Here is a 19,606-nt window from a genome sequence, read left to right as displayed (position 1 = left end):
CTCTGCAGGTCGAATGCCAGACAGCGGGCTTCGAATATTTGAGCCAGTCTTCGCTGCGCATGTCCGGCACACCTGTCAGAATCAAGACATGTCTGTTGAAGCACGCGCCCTATCGCTGCGGCGTTTGATGCGCGATTCCGCCGCGATCCGGCTCCTGGCCGCGGATAACGCGCCCGTGATTCTGGCGTTGATCGCGGAGTACTTCCCGCGCGGCACCCGGGCGCGCCCGGCGGCGGAGGTGTATGAGCTCATGGTCACCGATTTCGAGGTGCTCGCCAGTGAGTTTTCCATGCCCCGCACGCCGCAGAATTACTGCAATGACTGGGTCAAGGCCGGGTGGCTCATCAGAAAGTCCGGAAAGAGCTCCCACGGCGAAACACTCGAGCCCAGCGAGGAGGCCTTATCCGCGCTCGAAGCCATTGAGCGCTGGGAAGCACCGGTGACCACGGTGACGGCGTCACGCGTGGAATCAATCAGCTCCGCGCTGCAAAGGCTAGCGCGGGATACGAACGAAGACATCGCCAGCCGCGTGGCCAGCTTGGAGGAAGAACGCGACCGCATCGACCGTGAAATTGAGAAAGCCCGCCGCGGGCAGTTCGAAAGGCTCACCGCCGCGGAGGCAGAAGAACGCGTCCAAGACGTGCTGAACATGGCCATGGCCGTGCCGAGCGATTTCGCCCGGGTACGCCACGAGCTTGAAGCCCTCAACCACCAACTGCGCCGCCAACTTTTGGATCCAGAGGGCTACCGCGGCGAAGTGCTGGAGGAGATCTTCAACGGCGTGGACCACATTGCGGAGTCGGACGCCGGGCGCAGTTTCCGCGGCTTCTATTCCCTCTTGATGGATAGGGAGCGCAGCGCCTGGTTGGACCAGTGGATCACGGAGGTCCTCGACAGCGAAGCCGGACAGGCGCTAGCCCCGGACAGGCGGCAGCAGCTGCGCAGGCTTTTTCGCGATATGGAGGACACCAGCTTCGAGGTCAACCAGACCATGACGGGGCTGGCACGCAGCCTGCGCAACTACGTCTCCTCCGAGCAATTCGCGGAGGACCGGCGCATGATTGAGCTGCTGCGGGAAGCCCGCGGCATGGCTATCGATGCCGCACAGAACTCCGAGCTCAAAGCCTTTCACCGGATGGAGACACCGCTGCAGCGCATCGGCATGTCGATTCACTCCGTCTCCCGCATCCGCCTGGCCAACCCGGGACGGGAAGTCGTGGAGGAAACCCCGGTGGCATACCAACCGGAGGCAGAAGACCCGCAAGCCCTGTATGAGTTGGTGCGCGAATCGGAGATTGACTTCGAGGAATTGCACGAGGCGATACGCGGGGCCGTCGCCCAGTCCGGCCCCTGCACGATTGGCCAGGTGCTGCAAGCCCATCCACCAACCCAGGGCCTTGCCAGCGTGGTGGGCTTGGTGCACATCGCCGACCAGCACCCGGTGCCCGTGCTACGTCCATCGCGTGAGAAAGTCACGTGGACCGAGGAGGACGGCACCGTGCGCTGCGCCCATATCCCTGCCAAGTATTTCGATCACACCACCGTTAAGGAGCTACAGTGACCGCCGCACACACTCCCCGCGTCGATTCCGCACACGAGCCACCGCTGTGGGAGCACGATAAAGGCTCGCTGACCTACCACTCGCGGCGCGCGTTAGTGCAGCTCCTGCAGGGCCCGCTCATTCGCGCGCAGAAGGAACCGGTGCTGTGGGCCGCCATCATCTCGGATGAGGAGAACCTCCGCGCCCGGCTGCATGAGGTGTTTCTGGAACTCGTCGTGGACGAGACCGAGGGCTTCGCGTTTACCCGGATGGTGGAGGAAGAAACCTTGAGCATCCCGCAGGTGCTGCGCACGGACAAGCTCAAGCACATCGACACCGCGATCCTGCTGAACCTGCGCCAAGAGCTGGGGCTTGCGCTGCCCGGCGAGCGGGTCATCGTGGACGTCGAGGATCTCCGGGAGGGAATCGGTTACGTCCGCGCAGTGGACAACCGTGATGAAGCCGGTTTCAACCGCCGCTTCAACGCCGCCATCAACCGCATTCACAACGACTACTCCCTGCTGAGTGCTACCGAGACCGAAGGGCGCTTCGAGGTCTCACCGGTGCTCCGCCAGCTTTTCGACGCCTCCACCGTCACCGCCATCCGCGATGAATACGCCCGCCTGGCACAAGCCGATGAAGAGCAGGTAGACGAGGAAAAGGAGAAGGCTTCCGATGACTAGCCACACCAGCCTGTACCCCGGCCAATTCCGCATCAGCCGCATTCAGCTGATCAACTGGGGCACCTTCCACGGCTACTTCTCCATCCCGGTGGCGCGCAAAGGTTTCCTCATCACCGGCGGTTCGGGCTCCGGCAAGTCCACGCTGCTGGACGCGATGTCGGCGGTCTTGGTTCCACAGAGCCACCTGAAGTTCAACGCGGCGTCGCAGCAGGACCTAGGCCGGCACAACGGGCGCAGCCTGGTCTCCTATGTACGCGGTGCCTGGCGGCAGCAAGAAAACGCGCAGACCGGTGAGATCGCCCCCGAATACCTGCGGGAGGGCGCTACCAACTCGGTGGTTGCCCTGACCTACGACAATGGCGCGGGCAAGCAGCACACGCTCATAGCTATCTTCCGCCTCAACGGCGGTGAGAACTCAGTCGGCCAGATCAAGAAGTTGTATGGGCTGGTGCCGGGTGATGAGGACGTCGATAAGCTCAGCCCTTTGCTCACCCGCAGCCTGGACACCCGCAAGATCAAGGCCCTGTACAAGGGACCCGGCGTGTCCTTTACGCCGACATATGCCACGTTTGCGGATCGTTTCCGCAAACGCCTTGGCATCAAGAACGTGGAGGGCCAGCTGCTTCTTCACCGCACGCAGTCCGCGAAGTCGCTCTCCAGCCTGGATCAGCTCTTCCGGGACTACATGCTGGACAAGCCCTCGACCTTCTCCAGAGCGGAGGAGGCCGTGGAGCAATTTGAGGATCTGCGCCAGGCGTACCTGCGGGTCGAAGACGTCAAGGCCCAGATTGATACGCTCGCTCCCCTACCCCAGCTGCATGCCCAGCGCGCAACCGCGGAGGCAGATAAGCACAAAGCCGAGGCCATGAACGAGGCGCTGCCAGCCGTGCGCTCCCGCCTGGTGGCAGAAGAGCTGGACTCTCACATCCGTGCGCTGAGCGCCCAGCAGGTAGAAGCTCAATCCGAAGTGGAATCCCTCGAGGCTGACGTCGCCCACCTTGATGATGCAGAGCGCCGCGCCGCGATGGCCGTCTCCCAGCTCAGCGCCGGCGAGCTCGATGCCCTGCGCGCCAAAATGGAGACCGCCGACATAGAGATTGAACACCGCTCCAAAGAATTCCAGCGCCTTGCGGCTGCCGTGGGCGAGTGGACCGAACACTATGAGCTCAGCCCGCAAGGATTCGCAGAGCTGCAGGCCAACGCCCAGCTGCGCCTCTCCGACTTCGAAACCGACTCCGCCAATCTGACGAACCAGCAGCAGGAAGCCGGCGTGGCCGCCCGCGATGCGGCCACCGCCTGCGCCCGGCTCGATAGCGAGCTGCGCTCTTTTAGCTCGCGGCGCACCAACATCGACAAGGCCCTGGTGGAGCTGCGCTCCCAACTTGCCCGCGATACCGGCTACGCCGAATCCGAGCTTCCCTTCGCCGGCGAGCTCATCGACATCAGCCCGCAGCAGGCGGACTGGGAGCCGGTCATCCAAAAGCTACTGCACGGCTTCGCCGCTACGCTGCTCGTGCCTGAGGACGCGCGGCAAGCCATTAACCAGTGGGTCAACTCCCGCAACGTGGGTACCCGTCTGGAATACCGCACCATCCCGGAGTTCACGTCGGCGCCAGCCTCCGCGCGCAGCCCGCGGCAGCTCATCCACAAGCTGGAATTCCAGGATCACCCCATGACGGCGTGGGTACGCCAACACATTTCCCGCCGCTTCAACTATGAATGCGTGGAGTCGGTAGCGGAACTGGACAAGGTCACCACAACTCCCGCCGTTACCCGCGATGGCTTGGAAAGCCGCCCCAAGGACAAGGACGGCTCCACGCGTTTCATCAAGGATGACCGCACGCGCTTTGCCGGTACCGCATGGTACCGGGTGGGTTCCACCAACACCGCCAAGATTGAGCTACTGCGCTCCCAGTTAAAGCAGGCCAAAGCCACCGCCAGCGCCACCGCCAGGCAGGTCCATAACCTCAACCGGAAGATGGACATCCTGCGCACCCAGCGCGATAAAGCCCAGCAGGTGCTGGACTCGAGATTCCAGGACATTGACACCGCCTCCGCGAAAGCCCGCAAGCAGGACCTGCAAGCGCAATACGATTCCCTGGCATCCTCCCCCGAAGCCCAAGCCTTGGCCGCCGCACATCAGCACGCGAAGGAAAAGCTGGAGGCTGCCCGCACCCGGCTCAACCAGGCACAGAAACACCTCGGTGACGTCGAAGGCGAGCTGACGCGCTCCACCGAGCGCCGCCGCGTCATCGGCACCGTGCAGGAGATCGCCGACAAGGACATAGCTAAAGCCGTCGAAGAGGCCTTGCACAAGGGCAAGCGCACGCTGACCATCGATAACATCGATGCCCGGCGCGATGAAGTCCAGGCCGACCTGCAGGACGCCGCCCGCACCGCCGCGCGCCGCATCGAGGAGGCCAACGGCAAGATCGTCTCCGTCCTCCACGCCTACCTGTCCCAGTGGCCAGCAGAAGCCGCCGACTTGGAACCGCAGGCTAGCTTCGCCGGCGAGGGCATCGAGAAGCTGAAGTACCTACGAGCTGACCGCCTGGCGGATTTCCGCGCCCGCTTCCTGGAGCTGCTCAACGGCCAGACCGTCCAGAACCTCTCCCACCTGGCCTCCTCCCTGCGCCATGCCCGCAGCGATATTGAAACGCGCATGGAGTTCATCAACAAGTCCCTGGAGCGCTCGCCCTTCAACGGTGAGCGCACCCTGCGCATTGATGTCAAGGATGCCCGCGGCCAAGTGGTCCAAGACTTCCAGAGGGACCTGGATGCCGCCACCTCCCACAGCCTGGCCGAAATCAGCCTGGATGATCACGATGCCGCCCTGCAGCGCTACCACGCCTTGGACAAGATTCTGAGCCGCCTAGGCTCTAGCCACCCGGAGGATATCCGCTGGCGCAACGTGGTCTTGGATACCCGACGCCACGTCAGCTTCATCGGCCGCGAGTGCTACCCCGACGGCACCACAGCCAATACCTATCAGGATTCCGCCTCGCTCTCCGGTGGCCAAGCACAAAAACTCGTCTTCTTCTGCTTGGCAGCAGCACTGCGCTTCCGCCTGGCGGAGCCAGACCAGGACGTGCCCACCTATGGCTCCATCATCTTGGATGAGGCCTTTGACCGCGCCGATCCCACCTTTACCCGCACGGCCATGTCCGTCTTTGCGTCCTTTGGTTTTCACATGATTCTGGCCACGCCCTTCAAGCTCATCCAGACGCTCTCGCCCTACGTGGATGGCACCATCGTGGTCAACTACGACGAGCCGACCATCAACGGCCGCCCACAGGCGCGCACGGGCTATTCGCTTATCGACGCCTCCACCCTCTCCTCCCCCAATCCCGACCAGCCCCACCCCGAGGAGCCCGCCGATGCGGATGCCTAAAGACCTGCAGGCGCATGCGGACAAGTACCTGCGCAACCACTTCGCCGAAGCGCTCGCCGAACCAGATTCGCTGCACCTGGCGTGGCCCCTGCACCCACCAACGGCTACTGCCGCCGCAAGCGATATCAGCACCACCCAGGATTTCATCCGCGCCTGGCAGCGCTGGCCGCACCAGGACGAAGTCATCTATGAAACACGCAATTGGTCCCGCGCGGGCCTGGGCGCCAACGATGTGCCCACCCGCGTTGCACTCACCGGCGCTGCGCGCATCGCCACCGCCGCGGGCCTGGAACGCGAGTATTCCACAGCCCAGCAGCGCGCCCAGGACATCGCTGCCATCTTCCCGAACTCCCCGGAGTTCACCCATGCCGTCCACCGCTCCTACAACCAGTGGAAGGACTTAAGCTCCTATGACCTGCGCTGTCTGGGGCCGTGCCTGACCTGGCTGCGCGCGAACCCCAATTCCGGTGAGTGGGAGCGCGCCGTGCCGGTCGAAGGCGTGGACGGCAAGTGGATTGGCAACCACCGCCGCCTGCTGCTGACACTCCTCGCCCCCTTCGGTATCACGGACTTGGGCCTGCGCCGCAACGACACCCGCCTGCGCCTGCGCTACCTCAATCACACACCAGCGCTCTCCGATATCGAAATCCCCCTCGCCGACGCTGCCAAACTCTTCCCCGACACCCCGCCCCGGGTGCTCATCGTGGAGAATAAGCAGACCTTCCTGGCCCTGCCCACGCTTGCCGACGCCTCCCCTCCCACCATCGCCCTCCTCGGCTCCGGCACCGCCGCCCACCAGCTCCGCGCACTGCGCTGGCTGCACCAAGCCGACATCACCTACTGGGGCGACCTCGATGCCGCCGGCTTTGCCATCCTCAACGCCGTGCGTGCCCACTTCCCCCACACGACGTCACTGCTCATGGACACCGCCACCGTCACCGAATTCCAACACCTAGCCGTCCCCGACCCCGGCGACGGCTCCGCCACGCTTACCCACCTCACCACCGAGGAGCAGCGCGCCTACCGCCTGCTCTTCACCGAGGGCCGGCTGCGCATTGAACAGGAGCGGATTCCGTTTGCGCATGCAAACACAGCAATTAGGAAAGCTTGCCCCTGACCATCAGACACCCTGAATCATATTGACTCATATCTGATTCACGTGTTTAATCGAGGTCAACAAGGAGCACCACCATGAACATCCCCACTGACTTCGGCGAGCGCGTCCGCACGCAGCGTCAGCTGCGCGGCCTCAGCCAGAGAGAGCTTGCCGCTATGACTGATGAACTTCTGTCCCAGCCCACCTTGGCCCGCCTAGAGAAAGGCACGGCCACGCCTACTCTCCACCACATCATGGCCCTCGCGTGGGCACTAGGCATCGATGCCGCTGAGCTTGTGGACGCCACCCCACTCTCTAAGCGCGTGCGCGTTGCAGCCCGTGGTCACCAGACCAAAGTTGACGACGCAACACAAACCCTTCTTCCGTATCTCCAGCTACGTGTGAACCTGGATAACGCACATGCGTGATTCACCAAGCCCTTCGAAACAAGGTGTTGAACTCGCTGCTCGTTTTCGCGCGAAGCACAAGCTCGGTGTGGGACCAGTCGATGACATCAACGATCTCATGAAGCTCGTTGATGCTGACTTCATTGTCCTCGATTTAGCGGAAGACCTCGATGCGCTGACGCTCCGCGATCCCGACTCAGGAGCTTTAACCGTAGGGATTGGCACTAGTAACTATCCTTACCGCCAGCGTTTAACCATCGCGCACGAAATCGGGCACATCATGGCCGGGGACATCACGGAGGATGGCGCTTCCTTGCAATGTGACAAGACTCTGCCTTCCGAAACACGCGCAAACACCTTTGCGCGCTGCGTACTCTGCCCTGAAGAAGCACTGCAAGAGTTGCCTCCGTACGCAGATGCAGAAGAGCTATTGTCCACAGTTGTCCAACGATTCCAGGTTTCTCCTCATGTAGCAGCTATCCAGCTGCACCAAGCAGGGCTTATTTCGAAAGAAACAAAGGAAGATCTAAGGAGTCACACCGCCAAGAAGCTCGCCTCCCGCTTCGGATGGAAAGCCACGTACGACCACGCCTGCAAGATTGCGCAGCTGGCACGAGCTTCCGAGAGGCTCGTGGCCGATGCTTACAAGGCATATGCCCAGGGACTCATCGCGCTGCCAACAGTAGCGTTCGCCGAGCAGGTAAGCCCAGAGGAAGTAGCGGACTCAATGTACGCCGCCCCGGGTTCTGTCGGTAAAAACCTAACAGGTCAGCGCGATATTGAGGCCGACCTGGAAGACTTCTTCGCTAACGAGTAGGTTCACCGTGACTAGAAGGTTCATATTTGCGGACACCAGCGTGTTGCTGAACTTCATCTGTGCCGACGAGCAGGACCTTCTTCTTAAATTCGTGGGCAATGACAAACTTCACGTGCCTGCTGCAGTGAACAACGAGATACACAGAAAGCTAAAGGACACCAGGTTTCAGTGTGGCTCCCGCACATGGTCATTACTCATTGCGCATGGCCACGTGCAGGTGCTTGACGACGACATGGATCGCCTCTTCAAACACATCCGCCTATTCGCGGGTCCGAGATATTCAATCCAAGGTGGAATGGCGAAGAACCTGGGTGAATACACCGCAATCGCGCATTGCCTAGCACTGCTCGAGGAGGATCCGTCGGTACGTACCGCCATCATCATCGATGATGAAGAGGCCCAAGAGCTCGTTCGCAAGCGACAGGCAGCAACGGTCTTCACCACTGAAGCCGTGCTCCTCCGCTGCGTGCAGCTAGAAATACTCACCGATCGCGGCCAGTCACGCAAGGTGTGGGACAAGCTCTCAAAGTTCGATGTTCTCGCCCCTTTTGAAACGACTCGATTGAACGACCGCACCGTCTACCGGGCGCGAAAGAAAATTAAATGACCCTCACCTGCCAGTAGCCTCCGGTGAGGGTCAAGCAGCTGTACGTAATGTAGGGCTGCTTCTGCCCCTAATCATGCCTCATTTTGCCTTTTCAATCGAGAGACGCACTGCTATCACCCCCAACGCCGCCTGCGATACTCAACCCGAACTGGAATTTCGTCAGGCTCTAATGGCCTGTCAGGGGTCTCGCGGATGGTATACGGCGTTATCTGCTCCGCAAGTAGTTCCTGCCGGTACATTTTGGCAATCTCTGGTTGTTTCTCTTCAATAATCTCGATTAGCCGCGTAGCCAAGTCAAAAAGCCTTTCTCCCTCTGCTTCAGCCGCTATTTCTCGTTCGTACTTCCGTACCGCAGCAAAACCGCACCATTCACGCCAGAGTTCAAACACCGGACGGTAGTGCTCACAATAGAATTCCCATTCCCATCGCGCAGAATTAATTCCCTGATGCTCTCGAAGCTTAAATTTCCACTCCTTCTCTTCTTTTGCCACGACCTCAAGCACTTCATCTGGAGAGACTTCCGCGAATCTTTGCACAATGCGGACTCCGCCTAAGGGTGATATTTGCAGCCCTTCATTGCAGGGGGTGGTTAGCACTCCGTCCAAAAGCACGTCCAATGGGGAATCCACTAGTTCTTCAAGAGTTTTCGGATCGGTGATTATGAAATCATCGGCACTTCCCCGCTCCATAGCTTCTCCTAGGCGGCAACTCTCAATCATGAAGCTTGCGGCACGGTCTTGCTCTTCCCCACCTCGTTGCGCGTGTAGCCTCACCTGATGATTCACGAGTTCATCGATCTCAGCAGCCTTCGCCCACGGTCCCTTAATTCGCGGCCGTGGGACCTTACGTATGGATCCGTCCTCAAGCTCTAGGGAGTACCGAAACGAGGCCTTCCCCGAAGGCTGAATGTCCACAACCCGAGCCTTTAAAGATTGTCCGACGATGGAATCGCTTTCTCTAAACGCAACTACGTCTCCAACCTCGACCTTGTCCATTTGCCATTCCTCGCTTCTCGACGCCAACTGAACACTGCCCTCTCAAAGTCTAGTGCTAAAGCGTGCGGTCAGCGCCGTGCTTGCCGACGCTTCTTCCCACCAATCTGACCACATCAAACCCAGGACACAGCGCTTTTCTAGGACTACAGTTTCCGCTATGCACAGACCCTCTACTCTCACCCTCGCCGTCGCAACGGCATTCGCTCTCTCCGCATGCAGCGGCAATGACCCGATCACGTCCGGGGCCCCAGACACCACCACCGAAGAAACAACAACGGCTCAAGAATCAACGACGCCGGAAAGCCCGAACAGCTCTTCAAGTACCACCGAGGAAGACGAAGGCCCCTCCCCAACCCGAGCTGATAAGCAACAAGAGAAAGAGTCCGACGAGCAGACCATCAACGCCAGCCAAGTCGGCGGCGACTGCGGCGTGACACCAGAGGGCGACACAATCTTCGCCGGCAGCGCTACCTCTTGTGAGTTTGCCGCAGCCATGTTTGGTCCTGCCAAGAAGGCCAGCTACGCCCTCTACCAAGCAGACCCCACGGTCAATCCTCTTTACACTGCAGACATCACTGCTAAAAGCCCCGTTACCGGTGAGAGCTACCAGCTCACCTGCCAAATTAGCAGCGATTTAGCTGGTCTAAGTTGCCGCAAACCTGGCGATAACAGCGTGCTTGCCATCTTCACCTCGAATGCCCGTGATTGGCCGCAGCGCCTGAACACTACCGACTAACCGCCCGAGCTACTCCAGAATCAACGATGCCGTCTTCTCCGGCGGCACATCCTTCAGCTGTCGGCTCTTGACGGCCCACGACGCCAGCCCCAGCACAATCCAAACCACAAGCGCGATAAGCGGGGCCGTTCCCAGCATGCCCGGCGAGCCCGGAACAAAGAGCAGCGCCAAGAACCCGATGGAGAGGATGCACCCGGCCAGCGCGAAGTACTCATAGAACTTGTTCGGTGCAATGGGCTTCGGCATCCCGGGAACCTGGCCGGTGCGCGCAATCTTCCATGCGCAGAAGCAGGTATAGAAGTACGCCACGGTAATGCCAGCACTGGACATGTCGACGACCCACGTCAACGCCGCGCGCCCGAACCACGGGGTCACCAAGCACACCGCGCACACCAAGAGAATCGCATTGCGCGGGGCATGCTGCTTACCCTTGAGCTCACCCAGGCGGCGCGGAACCAAGTTAGCCCGCCCCAGCGTAAACAGCACACGACTTGCCGCGGTGTAGAAACCGTTTAGGCCCGTCAGCACACCCGCGCTCACCGCGACGACCATGAGCACCAAACCAGCCGGCCCCATCACCTCGCTAATGGCTGCCGCCGGTGGCCAAGCCTCGCCCTCGAAAGCACCGTGGTGGGTGCCCACGGCAATCGACGTCGCCAGCATCATCGCCATGTAAATAACCGTCGCGACAGTAATACCCCACAGCAAAAGGCCCAGCGCCTTCCGCGGCGAGAAATTGAACTCGCCCGCCAGCTGCGGAATGGAATCAAAGCCCACGTAGGCCCACGGAGCAAAGGCGATGATGGTCGCCACCGCCGCAGCCGGCGGCACATCCACGGGGAAAGCAGGGGCGAGCTCCGGGCGCTCGACGACGTAATAGATCACCATCGACGCCACAATGACCACCACCGCCAGAATCATGAGCACAACGGCAAAGAACTGGAACTGGCCGGAAAGCGCAGCACCCTTAGAGTTCAACCACGCGAACCCAATGATGAACAGCGAGCAGATCGCTACTTCGGGGAGATAGATGGTCCACCCGGCGACGTCGTAAAGCGCGCCCTGCATGACCAGCTCCGGGAACGTGACGCGGAAGACGAGCGTGACCGCCGAGGCATTCAACGCGACAACACACGAGTACCCCAGTGTCAGCGCCCAGCCCGCAATAAACGCATGAGTCCGGCCGAGCGCCGCCATCGCAAACGCCACGCCACCACCAGTCAACGGCAGCGCCCGGATGACAAAGCCATAGCTCAAACCGATGATGGCGATCATCAGCCCACCAATTGCAAAGCCGATGAGCGTTCCACCAAACCCCGCCTTTTGCATCCAGTCGAACGGCAGGATATAGGCACCCCAGCCAATCGCCGCACCCAACGCCATGGCAAAGCCCCACGAGGGCTTCATCGTTTTCCGCAGTGTCGTATTCTCCGACATGTAGTTTCACTCCAGACACTTCACCTTGAGCGCTAGGATCTTGCGGACGATCCCAGCGCGCGTTTCTGGCAAGTCTAGAGATTCTCGTTTCTGTGTGCTGCAGATCTAATAGATCCAATTCAGGGTTCCCCCTTTTTCATTCGGCTAGCGCAACTGATGCTGACCACCGCATTGTTCTGCCATCAATCACTCTGATGCTCTACACCCTTGCCCCACCCCTAGGTGTTGGCCCAAGGGTCGATTCCCAACCCCTCGCGCACAGGCGCTTGACGACGCCCCCTCGTGTCATCCAAGTTCCCCTCGCCCACTACCGGCAACTATTGCAGCGTAACCTAAGAAATCACTATTCCACCCCGAAGGTTCGCTCATTCTCCCTTTCTCACATCGGGTCAAAATGCGTCCGGTAGGCGTTGTGGAAAGCTAGGAAAATCTATTTCCCACGATCGCGATATAATTAGGCAGCCCCGTTCTTTTGTTTCGAGGAAGTTTACAGTGGATACAAAGACCGAATTAGACAAGACACAAGAAAGCCTCACAGTCAAGGAATGGTCCATTCCATCGATTAGTGGGCAGCCGGTCCCGTTGTTAGCCAGACGGAAAAACCCGACGTTGCTCTTAGGATCGAATGGCTCGGGAAAATCAGCCCTACTCCTCTGGCTTCATGCGAACGGAGGCGAACTCCCTATCGTCAGAATAGTAGGCCACAGAAGAATTTGGTTAAAGACAAGTTCCCCAGTCTTAGATCCGAACAGTATTGGCATCCGACATTTGTCGAGATCCCGCGCCGAGCCGGAAACACGCATCTCGGCTAATTTCGAAGACGATGAGATATCTCAAACGCTTGTCAAAATCCTAAATAATTTTCATGACGCAAACAACAGTATAGCTTCAGCTATCCGCAATATCAAAAACTCAGCCGTTCAAGCCTCTGAATCTCATTTTCAGAAACTTACGGGAATTTTCGACGCAGCCGAGCTCGACCTGCGCCTAGATTGGCACTCCAGCATTGGCATCTTTATAAATCGAGATACCGAAGGAGTAGATATAAAAGTCCCTATCAGGGATTTGTCGGATGGTGAGAAATCGGCCTTGCTGCTTGGGGCAGAAATCATATCTCAACCGGCAGGAACAATTTTTCTAATTGACGAACCTGAGCGCCATCTTCACAAAAATATTACGTCGAAATTAGTTTTAGAACTAATAAAAGCGCGTCAAGACTGCGCATTTATCATTTCGAGTCATGACGAGAGGCTCGCCGAAGACTTCCTACACCTAGGATACCCGTTGCTAGTCTCCTCCGGCGTGAAATGGGAGAATTCTTCCCCAGTTCGGTGGTCTTTGAAAAAGGTCGAAAAACCTCAGTTTGAAGCAATCCCGGAGTCCTCGCTCAGGGCTATATTGGGGGGACGACAAAAAATAATCTTTGTCGAAGGCCAAGGAACCAGTTTAGATAAAAGGTTATACGAAGCCCTTTACCCTGGCTTTCGTGTGGTACCCTCGGGAAGTTGCCGAAACGTCATCGCATCAACAAAAGGAATAGCCCACTCTAAAGATCATCACTGGCTTACTGCAATGGCCATTCTCGACCGAGACTCTCGAGATGAATTCCAGGTCAAACGCCTCCAATCGGAGTCGATACAGGTACTTTCCGTCGAAGAAGTTGAGTCCGTCCTTTACAGCAAAACCGCAGTTTATGAAATGTCACAAATCCTAGAGAAAAACTTCGGTTCTTCCGTAGGTTCTGCTATCAATCAGGTAGAGCTCAAACTTGAAAATCTGTTTTCAGATGAGAGCGCTCTAACGAGGTTAGCGGAGACCACTGCCGCAAAACAGTTTCACCACTCAGCTTTAGACAGCTTAACGAGCATATCGCTTTCAAACACTGATTCAGACGAAGTAACTCTTAAGCTGAGCAACCCTCTCTCGAAGGTGCTCGACAATTTGAACGCTCTTGTAGCTAACCAAGAGTGGTGGACGATTATCGAAAGCTACCCAGTCAGGGACCTCGGCGTGCCGAAGCAGATCTGCGACGCTTTAGGCATCAATGAAACCAGGTATGTGGGAGCGCTTTTAAAACGAATTCAAGATTGTCAAGACTTCAAACTGAAAATCTTCCGAATTGCTGGTTTGGACCCCAGCGCTTGTTCTCAATCGAGCTAAAGAAACACGTTCGAGGAATCTGTTTACTTCGAGGCCGCTTTTCCAGTTCTATGACTCACCCCAGAGTTTCGTTTGCTTGCTTTTACGGCAGGACAACTCTAGGGAGGCGCAGCTGATTCCTAGTGAGCAGCCTATTCCTCCTCAGCTCGAAGGACTGCTAGGGGACTAAGACATCAAGACTGGCCAGAGAGCGCTGCGTCTTTAGAGTTCAACCACGCGGACCCAATGGCAAACCAGTAACGGCAGTGATCAAGCCACCAATGACAAAGCCGATGACCGTTCCGGCAAGCCCCGCCTTCTGCATCCAGTCGAAGGGCAGGATATAGGCACCCCAGCCAATCGTCGCCCCGAGAGCCATCGCAAACACCCACGAGGGCTTCATAGTTTTCCGCAGTGTCGTATTCTCCGACATCTAGTTTCACTCCAGACAATTCACCTTGAGCGCCAGGACCTTGCGGACGATCCCAACGCGCGTTTCTGGCAAGTCTAGAGATTCTTGATTAAATGTGCTGCAGATCTAGTGAATCAGGTGATGGGATACGAGAGCCTACCCCAACTGTGGCCGGTACTTCTTCATGATTTCCTCAATATCTCGGAACAGCGCCGGCCCATACTTCGGGTGGCGCAAACCATACTCCACACTGGCAGGGATAAAACCTGCTGGGTTTCCCAAGTCGTGGCGAATACCTTCGTGAACAACGACGTGGACGGGGTGTCCTTCGGAGATCAGCAGGTCGATGGCGTCAGTCAGCTGTAGCTCCCCACCTTTGCCCGGAGTGATGCGACGAAGCGCATCGAAAATAGCGCGGTCAAGTAGGTAGCGGCCAGCTGCCACGAGGTTCGACGGCGCGTCCTCCGCCGCGGGCTTCTCCACCATGCCGACGACCTTTTTCACGCCGTCCTCATCAGTGCTCTCGATATCGAACACGCCATAGTTCGACACGTGCGCAGGGTCCACTTCCACGGCCAACAGCACTGAACCGCCATGCTCCTGGCGCACACGAATCATCTCACTCATAGCTGCAGTGGGCTCGATGACGTCATCGGGAAGCATGACAGCAAAATATTCCTCATCGTCATCAAGCACGGTCTCCGCCAAGCCGACAGCATGCCCCAGCCCCAAAGGCTTGTCCTGCACAACCGCCTCCGGCTGAATAATCTGCGCGGCACGCTCCACCTTCGCCGCCTGCTCGTCCTTGCCGCGCGCACGCAGAATCTCCACAAGTTCGGGAAACTCATCAAAGTGTCGCATGACCTCGTCCTTATTAGGAGAGGTTACAATCGCCAACCTCGTCGCCCCAGCGCCCGCGGCCTCCTCGGCAATCATCTCAATGCCAGGAGTGTCCACGACTGGAAGCAGCTCCTTCGGGACAGTTTTGGTAGCGGGAAGGAAGCGCGTCCCCATACCAGCTGCGGGGACAACAACAGTACGGACAGAAGTCGAATTAGCCATAGGGAGATCCTAGTGCATGAGAGTCCGTTAAACCGCTGCTTGCGGCCGCAGGAGAGCAGATACGTTAGGAGACCTCGCGCCATCCCCGCCAATGCCCGCTAGAATTCTTATTCATCTCGTTCTCACGCATAAAGGAGCCTCTCATGCGCCGACCATCCCGCACCGGTAAAGCACTCGTCGCTCTCGCCTTAACAGCCTCGCTGACTATAGGCCAGGTTACTGCGCCTGCGCCCGCGCAAGCACAGCAATTCCCGACCTTCCCTGCATCTTCGCTACCCCAATTCAATGAAGAACAGGTACGCCAAGCTATTACAGCACTAGTGGCGCTTGCCGCTGGCATCGGCGGTTTGGCGCTCCTTGCAGGCATCCTTCCAGGAATCGGTTCCTCCCAAGGGCCTACGCCCGCTCCCACGCCGACGACCAAGCCAACTCCTTCCGCGCAGCCAAGTACAACTGCCGCACCAACGGCCAGCGCAAAGCCCTCCACCACCCCAGCTAAGCCGACGACGAGCACACCTGCAGCCCCCACGACGTCCGTGGAACCTTCCCCCGGCTATGCGCAACACGTTGCCGGTATCAAGGACCGACTCGCTAATAGCGAAGATAAGGCACCACTCTGGGCATGGGCAGCACCGCGCGGCCCACGGCTCAATCTTCCCACCCATGAGGGCAGTGGCCAGGCCACACATCCCTCCGTCCTGTACTTTGAGAATGGTTGGAGCGGTTGGAAGTACTGGATGGCCATGACCCCGTATCCGGGCAGTGATGAAGGTGCTGAGGACCCCAACGTCGTCGTCTCCAACGACGGCTGGACCTGGCAGGCTCCCAAAGGGCTGACAAAACCCATCGATGATCAACTGGGTAAACCCAATCCGCACAACTCCGATACCCAGCTCGTCATGGCTCCAAGCGGTGAAATGTACCTAACGTGGCGCATGGTGGATCGGCCTAATGGCAAGACCAACCGCATTTTCCTGGTCAAGTCCAACGATGGCGTGCATTGGTCTGAAAAGGAAGAGATCTGGTCTGGTGAACCACAGTTTATGTCGCAGGCCCTTATCTGGACAGGTGAAAATTGGCGTCTATACGGCGTTGCAAACCGCGCCGGTGTGCCTAACCGAATCATCTTTTACGAGAGCAGTGATCTCAAGGCGTGGTCCACGCCTCGGTACCCCTCTGTTGATCCATACCTTCAGTCGAATGAGCGCTGGTGGCACATTGACGTTCAACGCTACAACGGCGAATATATTGGTCTAGTACACATCATTCCGAGTGGCACAGTCCAGAAGGGCAACCTGTACCTTATGCGCTCGAAAGACGGCATCAACTGGAAGCGCTCAGACACCCCGATCATCTCCCATGAGGAATCCGGCTACCCCAACCTCTACAAGTCTGCCCTCGTGCCCCACGGCAACGGCAATGAGCTGTCCTTCGAGTTGTACTACTCCGGCTTTAGCGACGGTTCCCGCCCCGAGTGGCGTATCAACCGCACCGTAGCGGAGCGTGTCCACGCGGACTTCTAATCAAGAAACTCGTCTACCCACTGTGCAAAGGTGGGGCATGCTTCCTTCAGGATGGGCCATGGAACCTCATTGAGTATTCGTGGCCCATCAATTTGTTTTTCATAGCGCTTGCCTAGCTTGTCTTCCCACCACTTCGCCACCCGATGAGACGGTGAAGTTACCACTGAGCCGTTAATAGCTTCTACATCACCGTGCGCCTTCGTTACAGCTGCTCGCGCTTCTCGGACAACAGCGGGCTTTTCCTTGGTGGTTCCAGAAGCCAGTGCCGCAATCACGAGTGTCTCAAACTCATAGAGGACGGGGCCAACCACTAATTTGTTTCCGTCAACGTCAAGACCTTTGAGGATCGATTCCGTTGCTTCACGTTTCACCGCATTCCGGAGTTCGGAGCCAACAAGCTCAGAATGCGTCTTCTGGAATTCTGACCCGTAGACATCAAAGAGAACACCTACTTTGTCTATCCCCGGGTTCCTCAAGAAATTGCGCGCAGGACCAACTATATGCTTCCACCCACCTCCGCCACGAGCACTGATGCCATGCTTGGTTGTGCCCGTCTTTGGAGGGTTCGTGGTTACGTAAATGCCTTTGGCGGCTGCTAGCCGAACCAAAGTACGCTCGGCAAACTGCTGTTCCGTTTGCCCCTCGACAATCAGGTGACGCACGGACATATTTACAGTGCTTCCTCGTACCGCAGATTTCCGCCCAAGAGGTTCATCCGCCACATCTCTCCTAGGGTGTAGTCGCTCAAGAACGCTTCCAGCTGTTCTTCAGATGGAGAAACTACTTGACTCTCTCCATTATTCCTCGTTAATACCGCCACGTTGTGCACAGAGAATTCATCAAGAAGGAGTGCCGACTGCGTAGCGACCACGCATTGGCGGCCTGCATGGGCAGCCTTGCGCAATAGTGCCGCCAACTGCACGATGGCATGTGGGTGCAGGCCCAACTCTGGCTCATCAAGAACAATGCACTGTGGTCTATCAGGCGCAAGCAACAACGTTGCAAGGCAGATAAATCTCAGCGTGCCATCACTAAGCTGCGCCGCGTTAAAAACCGTATCAAGGTTCTTCTGCGTCCACCTCAAACGCACGTTGTCTTGCGAAGCTCCTTCCGGGACCAAGACGAAGTCATCGAAAAAAGGGGCCACGTTGCGTATTGCCGAGACAATCTCAAAATAGTCATCAGGAAGCTCGGCCTTTAGCCGAAGAAGGTACGCAGCTATATTGCCAGCATCGGGATGAAGACTTAAGTTGTCGGCCACCGAAGAAAAGGTTTTCGGTGGGGCCTGGGAACCGACATCGTCGAAGTGAAATACCCGAATACCGGCAAGAAGTGGGCGGACATATTCAGCAAAGCGCTGCTCCTTACCGCTGAGTTTCTCTAAAGCAGTCTCAGTTCCAGCCGGCAGCGGGCTATCGTACGGCGCCGCATACTTCTTGCGGTCGTGGAAGGTCAACCACTCCTCGAGAAAAGCGCTATCCTCATCTGTGCTCCTGAGACGCGCAATATATCCATTTGATGTGTCGGCATCTTTGGGGCTGAACTGCACATTCAAGGAAAGAGCTGAATCACGCCCTTGTGGTCCAACGTGGAGGAGATTATTCATCCCGCCACGTGCGAGCACATAATTTTGAAGTCTGCTCTTCATAATGTGAGCCATCAACTCAAAGCTGCGAATGATGTTGGATTTACCCGCACCGTTAGCACCGATGAGAACTGTCACGTCCGGTGCCAAGGTAAGCTTTACGTCCTTGATGGACGCAAAGCCTTTAACGGCGACGTACTCAATTGGCTGAATGGTGCTCATACAGGAAACAATACAATCTTGTTCCCCACCGAGCGCGTCACCGCGGGCTAAGACCGCCGTCGGCATACCCCCGCTCAATTGGCACCGAGAGTGCCCTTACACTCTTGCGTTCGACGTCATACTCGAACAAGTAAGTTTGGACTCCACGATTGATGCGGAGCACTCGTTTGCTGGGCCCATTGTCCTTGAATGTGTACTCCACCTTCTCCTCTGGCCCAGCCACCGCAACAGCGGTGAGCAGTCCGAAGTCCCGGCTCGCGCGTCCGAAGCCCACACTTCACGTGTCAGTAGGCTTTTCGTTGCGGAAAATAATGCCCCGCAGCTTCACGCTGTTCATTAGCCCATTCCTTGCTTCTCGATGCCGACTGAACACTGTCCTTCTCAAAGTCTAGTGTTAACTCGCGCCGTCTACGCCGTGCTTTCCGACGCCTTCCGCTCCCCAAACCAACCACACAACCCCAGGGCACAGCACTTTTCGAGAACTACGGTTTCCTCTATGCGCAAACCCTCTTCTCCCCTTACTGACTAGCCGCCCTGGCTATTCCAGAATCAACGATGCTGTCTTCTCCGGCGGCACATCCTTCAGCTGCCGGCTCTTGATGGTCCATGACACCAGACCCAACGCAATCCAGACCACCAGCGCGATGAGCGGAGCCGTTCCCAGCATGCCAGGCGAGCCCGGAATAAAGAGCAGAGCCAGGAACCCGATGGAGAGAATGCACCCGGCCAGCGCGAAGTACTCATAGAATTTGTTCGGCGCAATGGGCTTTGTCATGCCAGTCACCTGTCCGGTACGCGCAATCTTCCAGGCGCAGAAGCACGTATAGAAATACGCCACCGTGATACCAGCACTGGACATATCGACGACCCACGTCAACGCCGCACGCCCAAACCATGGAGTAACCAAGCACACCGCACACACCAACTGGGGTTGCCCGCAAATCGTGGACACGT

General features: G+C 57.9%; 16 protein-coding genes and 1 pseudogene. 10 read left to right on the top strand and 7 right to left on the bottom strand.

The window, feature by feature from the left end; genetic code table 11:
• Positions 1-88 precede the first annotated feature (88 nt).
• From HMPREF2565_RS10625 to HMPREF2565_RS10595, 7 genes are all read left to right on the top strand, one after another.
• Positions 89-1,561 (top strand): DUF3375 domain-containing protein, encoded by a 1,473-nt coding sequence (locus tag HMPREF2565_RS10625; RefSeq protein ID WP_046647073.1) that lies wholly within the window; start codon positions 89-91, stop codon positions 1,559-1,561.
• Positions 1,558-2,223: a DUF4194 domain-containing protein gene (locus HMPREF2565_RS10620; protein WP_046647072.1), complete on the top strand. Its 666-nt coding sequence runs from the start codon at positions 1,558-1,560 to the stop codon at positions 2,221-2,223. The genes HMPREF2565_RS10625 and HMPREF2565_RS10620 overlap by 4 nt, the downstream gene beginning before the upstream one ends.
• Positions 2,216-5,614 (top strand): ATP-binding protein, encoded by a 3,399-nt coding sequence (locus HMPREF2565_RS10615; protein WP_071407327.1) that lies wholly within the window; start codon positions 2,216-2,218, stop codon positions 5,612-5,614. Before HMPREF2565_RS10620 ends, HMPREF2565_RS10615 begins: the two co-directional genes overlap by 8 nt.
• Positions 5,601-6,731, top strand: a complete 1,131-nt coding sequence (locus HMPREF2565_RS10610) for a DUF3322 domain-containing protein (RefSeq protein ID WP_071407326.1) — start codon at positions 5,601-5,603, stop codon at positions 6,729-6,731. Before HMPREF2565_RS10615 ends, HMPREF2565_RS10610 begins: the two co-directional genes overlap by 14 nt.
• 74 nt (positions 6,732-6,805) lie before the next feature.
• Positions 6,806-7,138, top strand: a complete 333-nt coding sequence (locus HMPREF2565_RS10605) for a helix-turn-helix domain-containing protein (RefSeq protein WP_071407325.1) — start codon at positions 6,806-6,808, stop codon at positions 7,136-7,138.
• Positions 7,131-7,934, top strand: coding sequence for an ImmA/IrrE family metallo-endopeptidase (locus HMPREF2565_RS10600; protein WP_084738735.1), 804 nt, complete (start codon positions 7,131-7,133; stop codon positions 7,932-7,934). Before HMPREF2565_RS10605 ends, HMPREF2565_RS10600 begins: the two co-directional genes overlap by 8 nt.
• A 40-nt stretch (positions 7,935-7,974) precedes the next feature.
• Positions 7,975-8,541: a PIN domain-containing protein gene (locus tag HMPREF2565_RS10595; RefSeq protein WP_141745910.1), complete on the top strand. Its 567-nt coding sequence runs from the start codon at positions 7,975-7,977 to the stop codon at positions 8,539-8,541.
• A gap of 113 nt (positions 8,542-8,654) precedes the next feature.
• On the opposite strand, the gene HMPREF2565_RS10590 is transcribed toward HMPREF2565_RS10595, so the two are convergent.
• Positions 8,655-9,536 carry a hypothetical protein gene (locus tag HMPREF2565_RS10590; protein ID WP_071407322.1) on the bottom strand — a complete coding sequence of 294 codons (882 nt, stop codon included), beginning with the start codon at positions 9,534-9,536 and terminating at the stop codon, positions 8,655-8,657.
• Positions 9,537-9,693: 157 nt separating this feature from the next.
• Here HMPREF2565_RS10590 and HMPREF2565_RS10585 point away from each other — a divergent pair, with 157 nt between their 5' ends.
• Complete coding sequence (locus HMPREF2565_RS10585) at positions 9,694-10,272, top strand: hypothetical protein (protein ID WP_071407321.1); 579 nt, start codon at positions 9,694-9,696, stop codon at positions 10,270-10,272.
• A gap of 9 nt (positions 10,273-10,281) precedes the next feature.
• Here the strand turns inward: HMPREF2565_RS10585 and HMPREF2565_RS10580 are convergent, their stop codons facing one another.
• Positions 10,282-11,709 (bottom strand): APC family permease, encoded by a 1,428-nt coding sequence (locus HMPREF2565_RS10580; RefSeq protein WP_071407320.1) that lies wholly within the window; start codon positions 11,707-11,709, stop codon positions 10,282-10,284.
• A gap of 492 nt (positions 11,710-12,201) precedes the next feature.
• Between HMPREF2565_RS10580 and HMPREF2565_RS13545 the strand changes: the two genes are divergently transcribed.
• A complete protein-coding gene (locus HMPREF2565_RS13545) occupies positions 12,202-13,869 on the top strand; it encodes an AAA family ATPase (protein ID WP_168162665.1) in 1,668 nt (555 codons plus the stop codon).
• Positions 13,870-14,077: 208 nt separating this feature from the next.
• Here HMPREF2565_RS13545 and HMPREF2565_RS10570 read toward each other — a convergent pair whose 3' ends face one another.
• Entirely contained in the window at positions 14,078-14,251 is a 174-nt protein-coding gene (locus tag HMPREF2565_RS10570) for a hypothetical protein (protein ID WP_168162664.1), read from the bottom strand.
• Positions 14,252-14,416: 165 nt separating this feature from the next.
• Positions 14,417-15,322: a UTP--glucose-1-phosphate uridylyltransferase gene (locus HMPREF2565_RS10565; RefSeq protein ID WP_071407317.1), complete on the bottom strand. Its 906-nt coding sequence runs from the start codon at positions 15,320-15,322 to the stop codon at positions 14,417-14,419.
• 143 nt (positions 15,323-15,465) lie between these two features.
• Here HMPREF2565_RS10565 and HMPREF2565_RS13785 point away from each other — a divergent pair, with 143 nt between their 5' ends.
• Positions 15,466-16,845: a hypothetical protein gene (locus tag HMPREF2565_RS13785; RefSeq protein WP_141745909.1), complete on the top strand. Its 1,380-nt coding sequence runs from the start codon at positions 15,466-15,468 to the stop codon at positions 16,843-16,845.
• On the opposite strand, the gene HMPREF2565_RS10555 is transcribed toward HMPREF2565_RS13785, so the two are convergent.
• The 3 genes and pseudogenes from HMPREF2565_RS10555 to HMPREF2565_RS13985 all read right to left on the bottom strand — a co-directional run.
• On the bottom strand, positions 16,842-17,513 hold the full coding sequence (locus tag HMPREF2565_RS10555) for a DUF4276 family protein (RefSeq protein ID WP_071407315.1): 672 nt from the start codon (positions 17,511-17,513) through the stop codon (positions 16,842-16,844). The two genes, HMPREF2565_RS13785 and HMPREF2565_RS10555, sit on opposite strands and share 4 nt — an antisense overlap.
• A gap of 2 nt (positions 17,514-17,515) precedes the next feature.
• On the bottom strand, positions 17,516-18,652 hold the full coding sequence (locus HMPREF2565_RS10550) for an AAA family ATPase (RefSeq protein ID WP_071407339.1): 1,137 nt from the start codon (positions 18,650-18,652) through the stop codon (positions 17,516-17,518).
• A 538-nt stretch (positions 18,653-19,190) separates the two neighbouring features.
• Positions 19,191-19,606: pseudogene (locus HMPREF2565_RS13985) on the bottom strand (APC family permease); the annotation flags it as partial.

Source organism: Corynebacterium sp. HMSC072A04 (assembly GCF_001809235.1).
GTDB classification, from domain to species: Bacteria; Actinomycetota; Actinomycetes; order Mycobacteriales; family Mycobacteriaceae; genus Corynebacterium; species Corynebacterium hiratae.
The sequence above is the reverse complement of the archived record's forward strand: the minus strand, read 5'-3'. Positions and strand labels throughout refer to the sequence as shown.

Excerpts from the sequence above, each read along its gene's own strand:
- HMPREF2565_RS10565 (WP_071407317.1), bottom strand. The coding sequence starts at position 15,322 with ATGGCTAATTCGACTTCTGTCCGTACTGTTGTTGTCCCCGCAGCTGGT.
- HMPREF2565_RS10580 (WP_071407320.1), bottom strand. The coding sequence starts at position 11,709 with ATGTCGGAGAATACGACACTGCGGAAAACGATGAAGCCCTCGTGGGGC.
- HMPREF2565_RS10555 (WP_071407315.1), bottom strand. The coding sequence starts at position 17,513 with ATGTCCGTGCGTCACCTGATTGTCGAGGGGCAAACGGAACAGCAGTTT.
- HMPREF2565_RS10605 (WP_071407325.1), top strand. The coding sequence starts at position 6,806 with ATGAACATCCCCACTGACTTCGGCGAGCGCGTCCGCACGCAGCGTCAG.
- HMPREF2565_RS10570 (WP_168162664.1), bottom strand. The coding sequence starts at position 14,251 with ATGAAGCCCTCGTGGGTGTTTGCGATGGCTCTCGGGGCGACGATTGGC.
- HMPREF2565_RS10590 (WP_071407322.1), bottom strand. The coding sequence starts at position 9,536 with ATGGACAAGGTCGAGGTTGGAGACGTAGTTGCGTTTAGAGAAAGCGAT.
- HMPREF2565_RS10615 (WP_071407327.1), top strand. The coding sequence starts at position 2,216 with ATGACTAGCCACACCAGCCTGTACCCCGGCCAATTCCGCATCAGCCGC.
- HMPREF2565_RS10600 (WP_084738735.1), top strand. The coding sequence starts at position 7,131 with ATGCGTGATTCACCAAGCCCTTCGAAACAAGGTGTTGAACTCGCTGCT.
- HMPREF2565_RS10585 (WP_071407321.1), top strand. The coding sequence starts at position 9,694 with ATGCACAGACCCTCTACTCTCACCCTCGCCGTCGCAACGGCATTCGCT.
- HMPREF2565_RS10550 (WP_071407339.1), bottom strand. The coding sequence starts at position 18,652 with ATGAGCACCATTCAGCCAATTGAGTACGTCGCCGTTAAAGGCTTTGCG.
- HMPREF2565_RS13785 (WP_141745909.1), top strand. The coding sequence starts at position 15,466 with ATGCGCCGACCATCCCGCACCGGTAAAGCACTCGTCGCTCTCGCCTTA.
- HMPREF2565_RS10610 (WP_071407326.1), top strand. The coding sequence starts at position 5,601 with ATGCGGATGCCTAAAGACCTGCAGGCGCATGCGGACAAGTACCTGCGC.
- HMPREF2565_RS10625 (WP_046647073.1), top strand. The coding sequence starts at position 89 with ATGTCTGTTGAAGCACGCGCCCTATCGCTGCGGCGTTTGATGCGCGAT.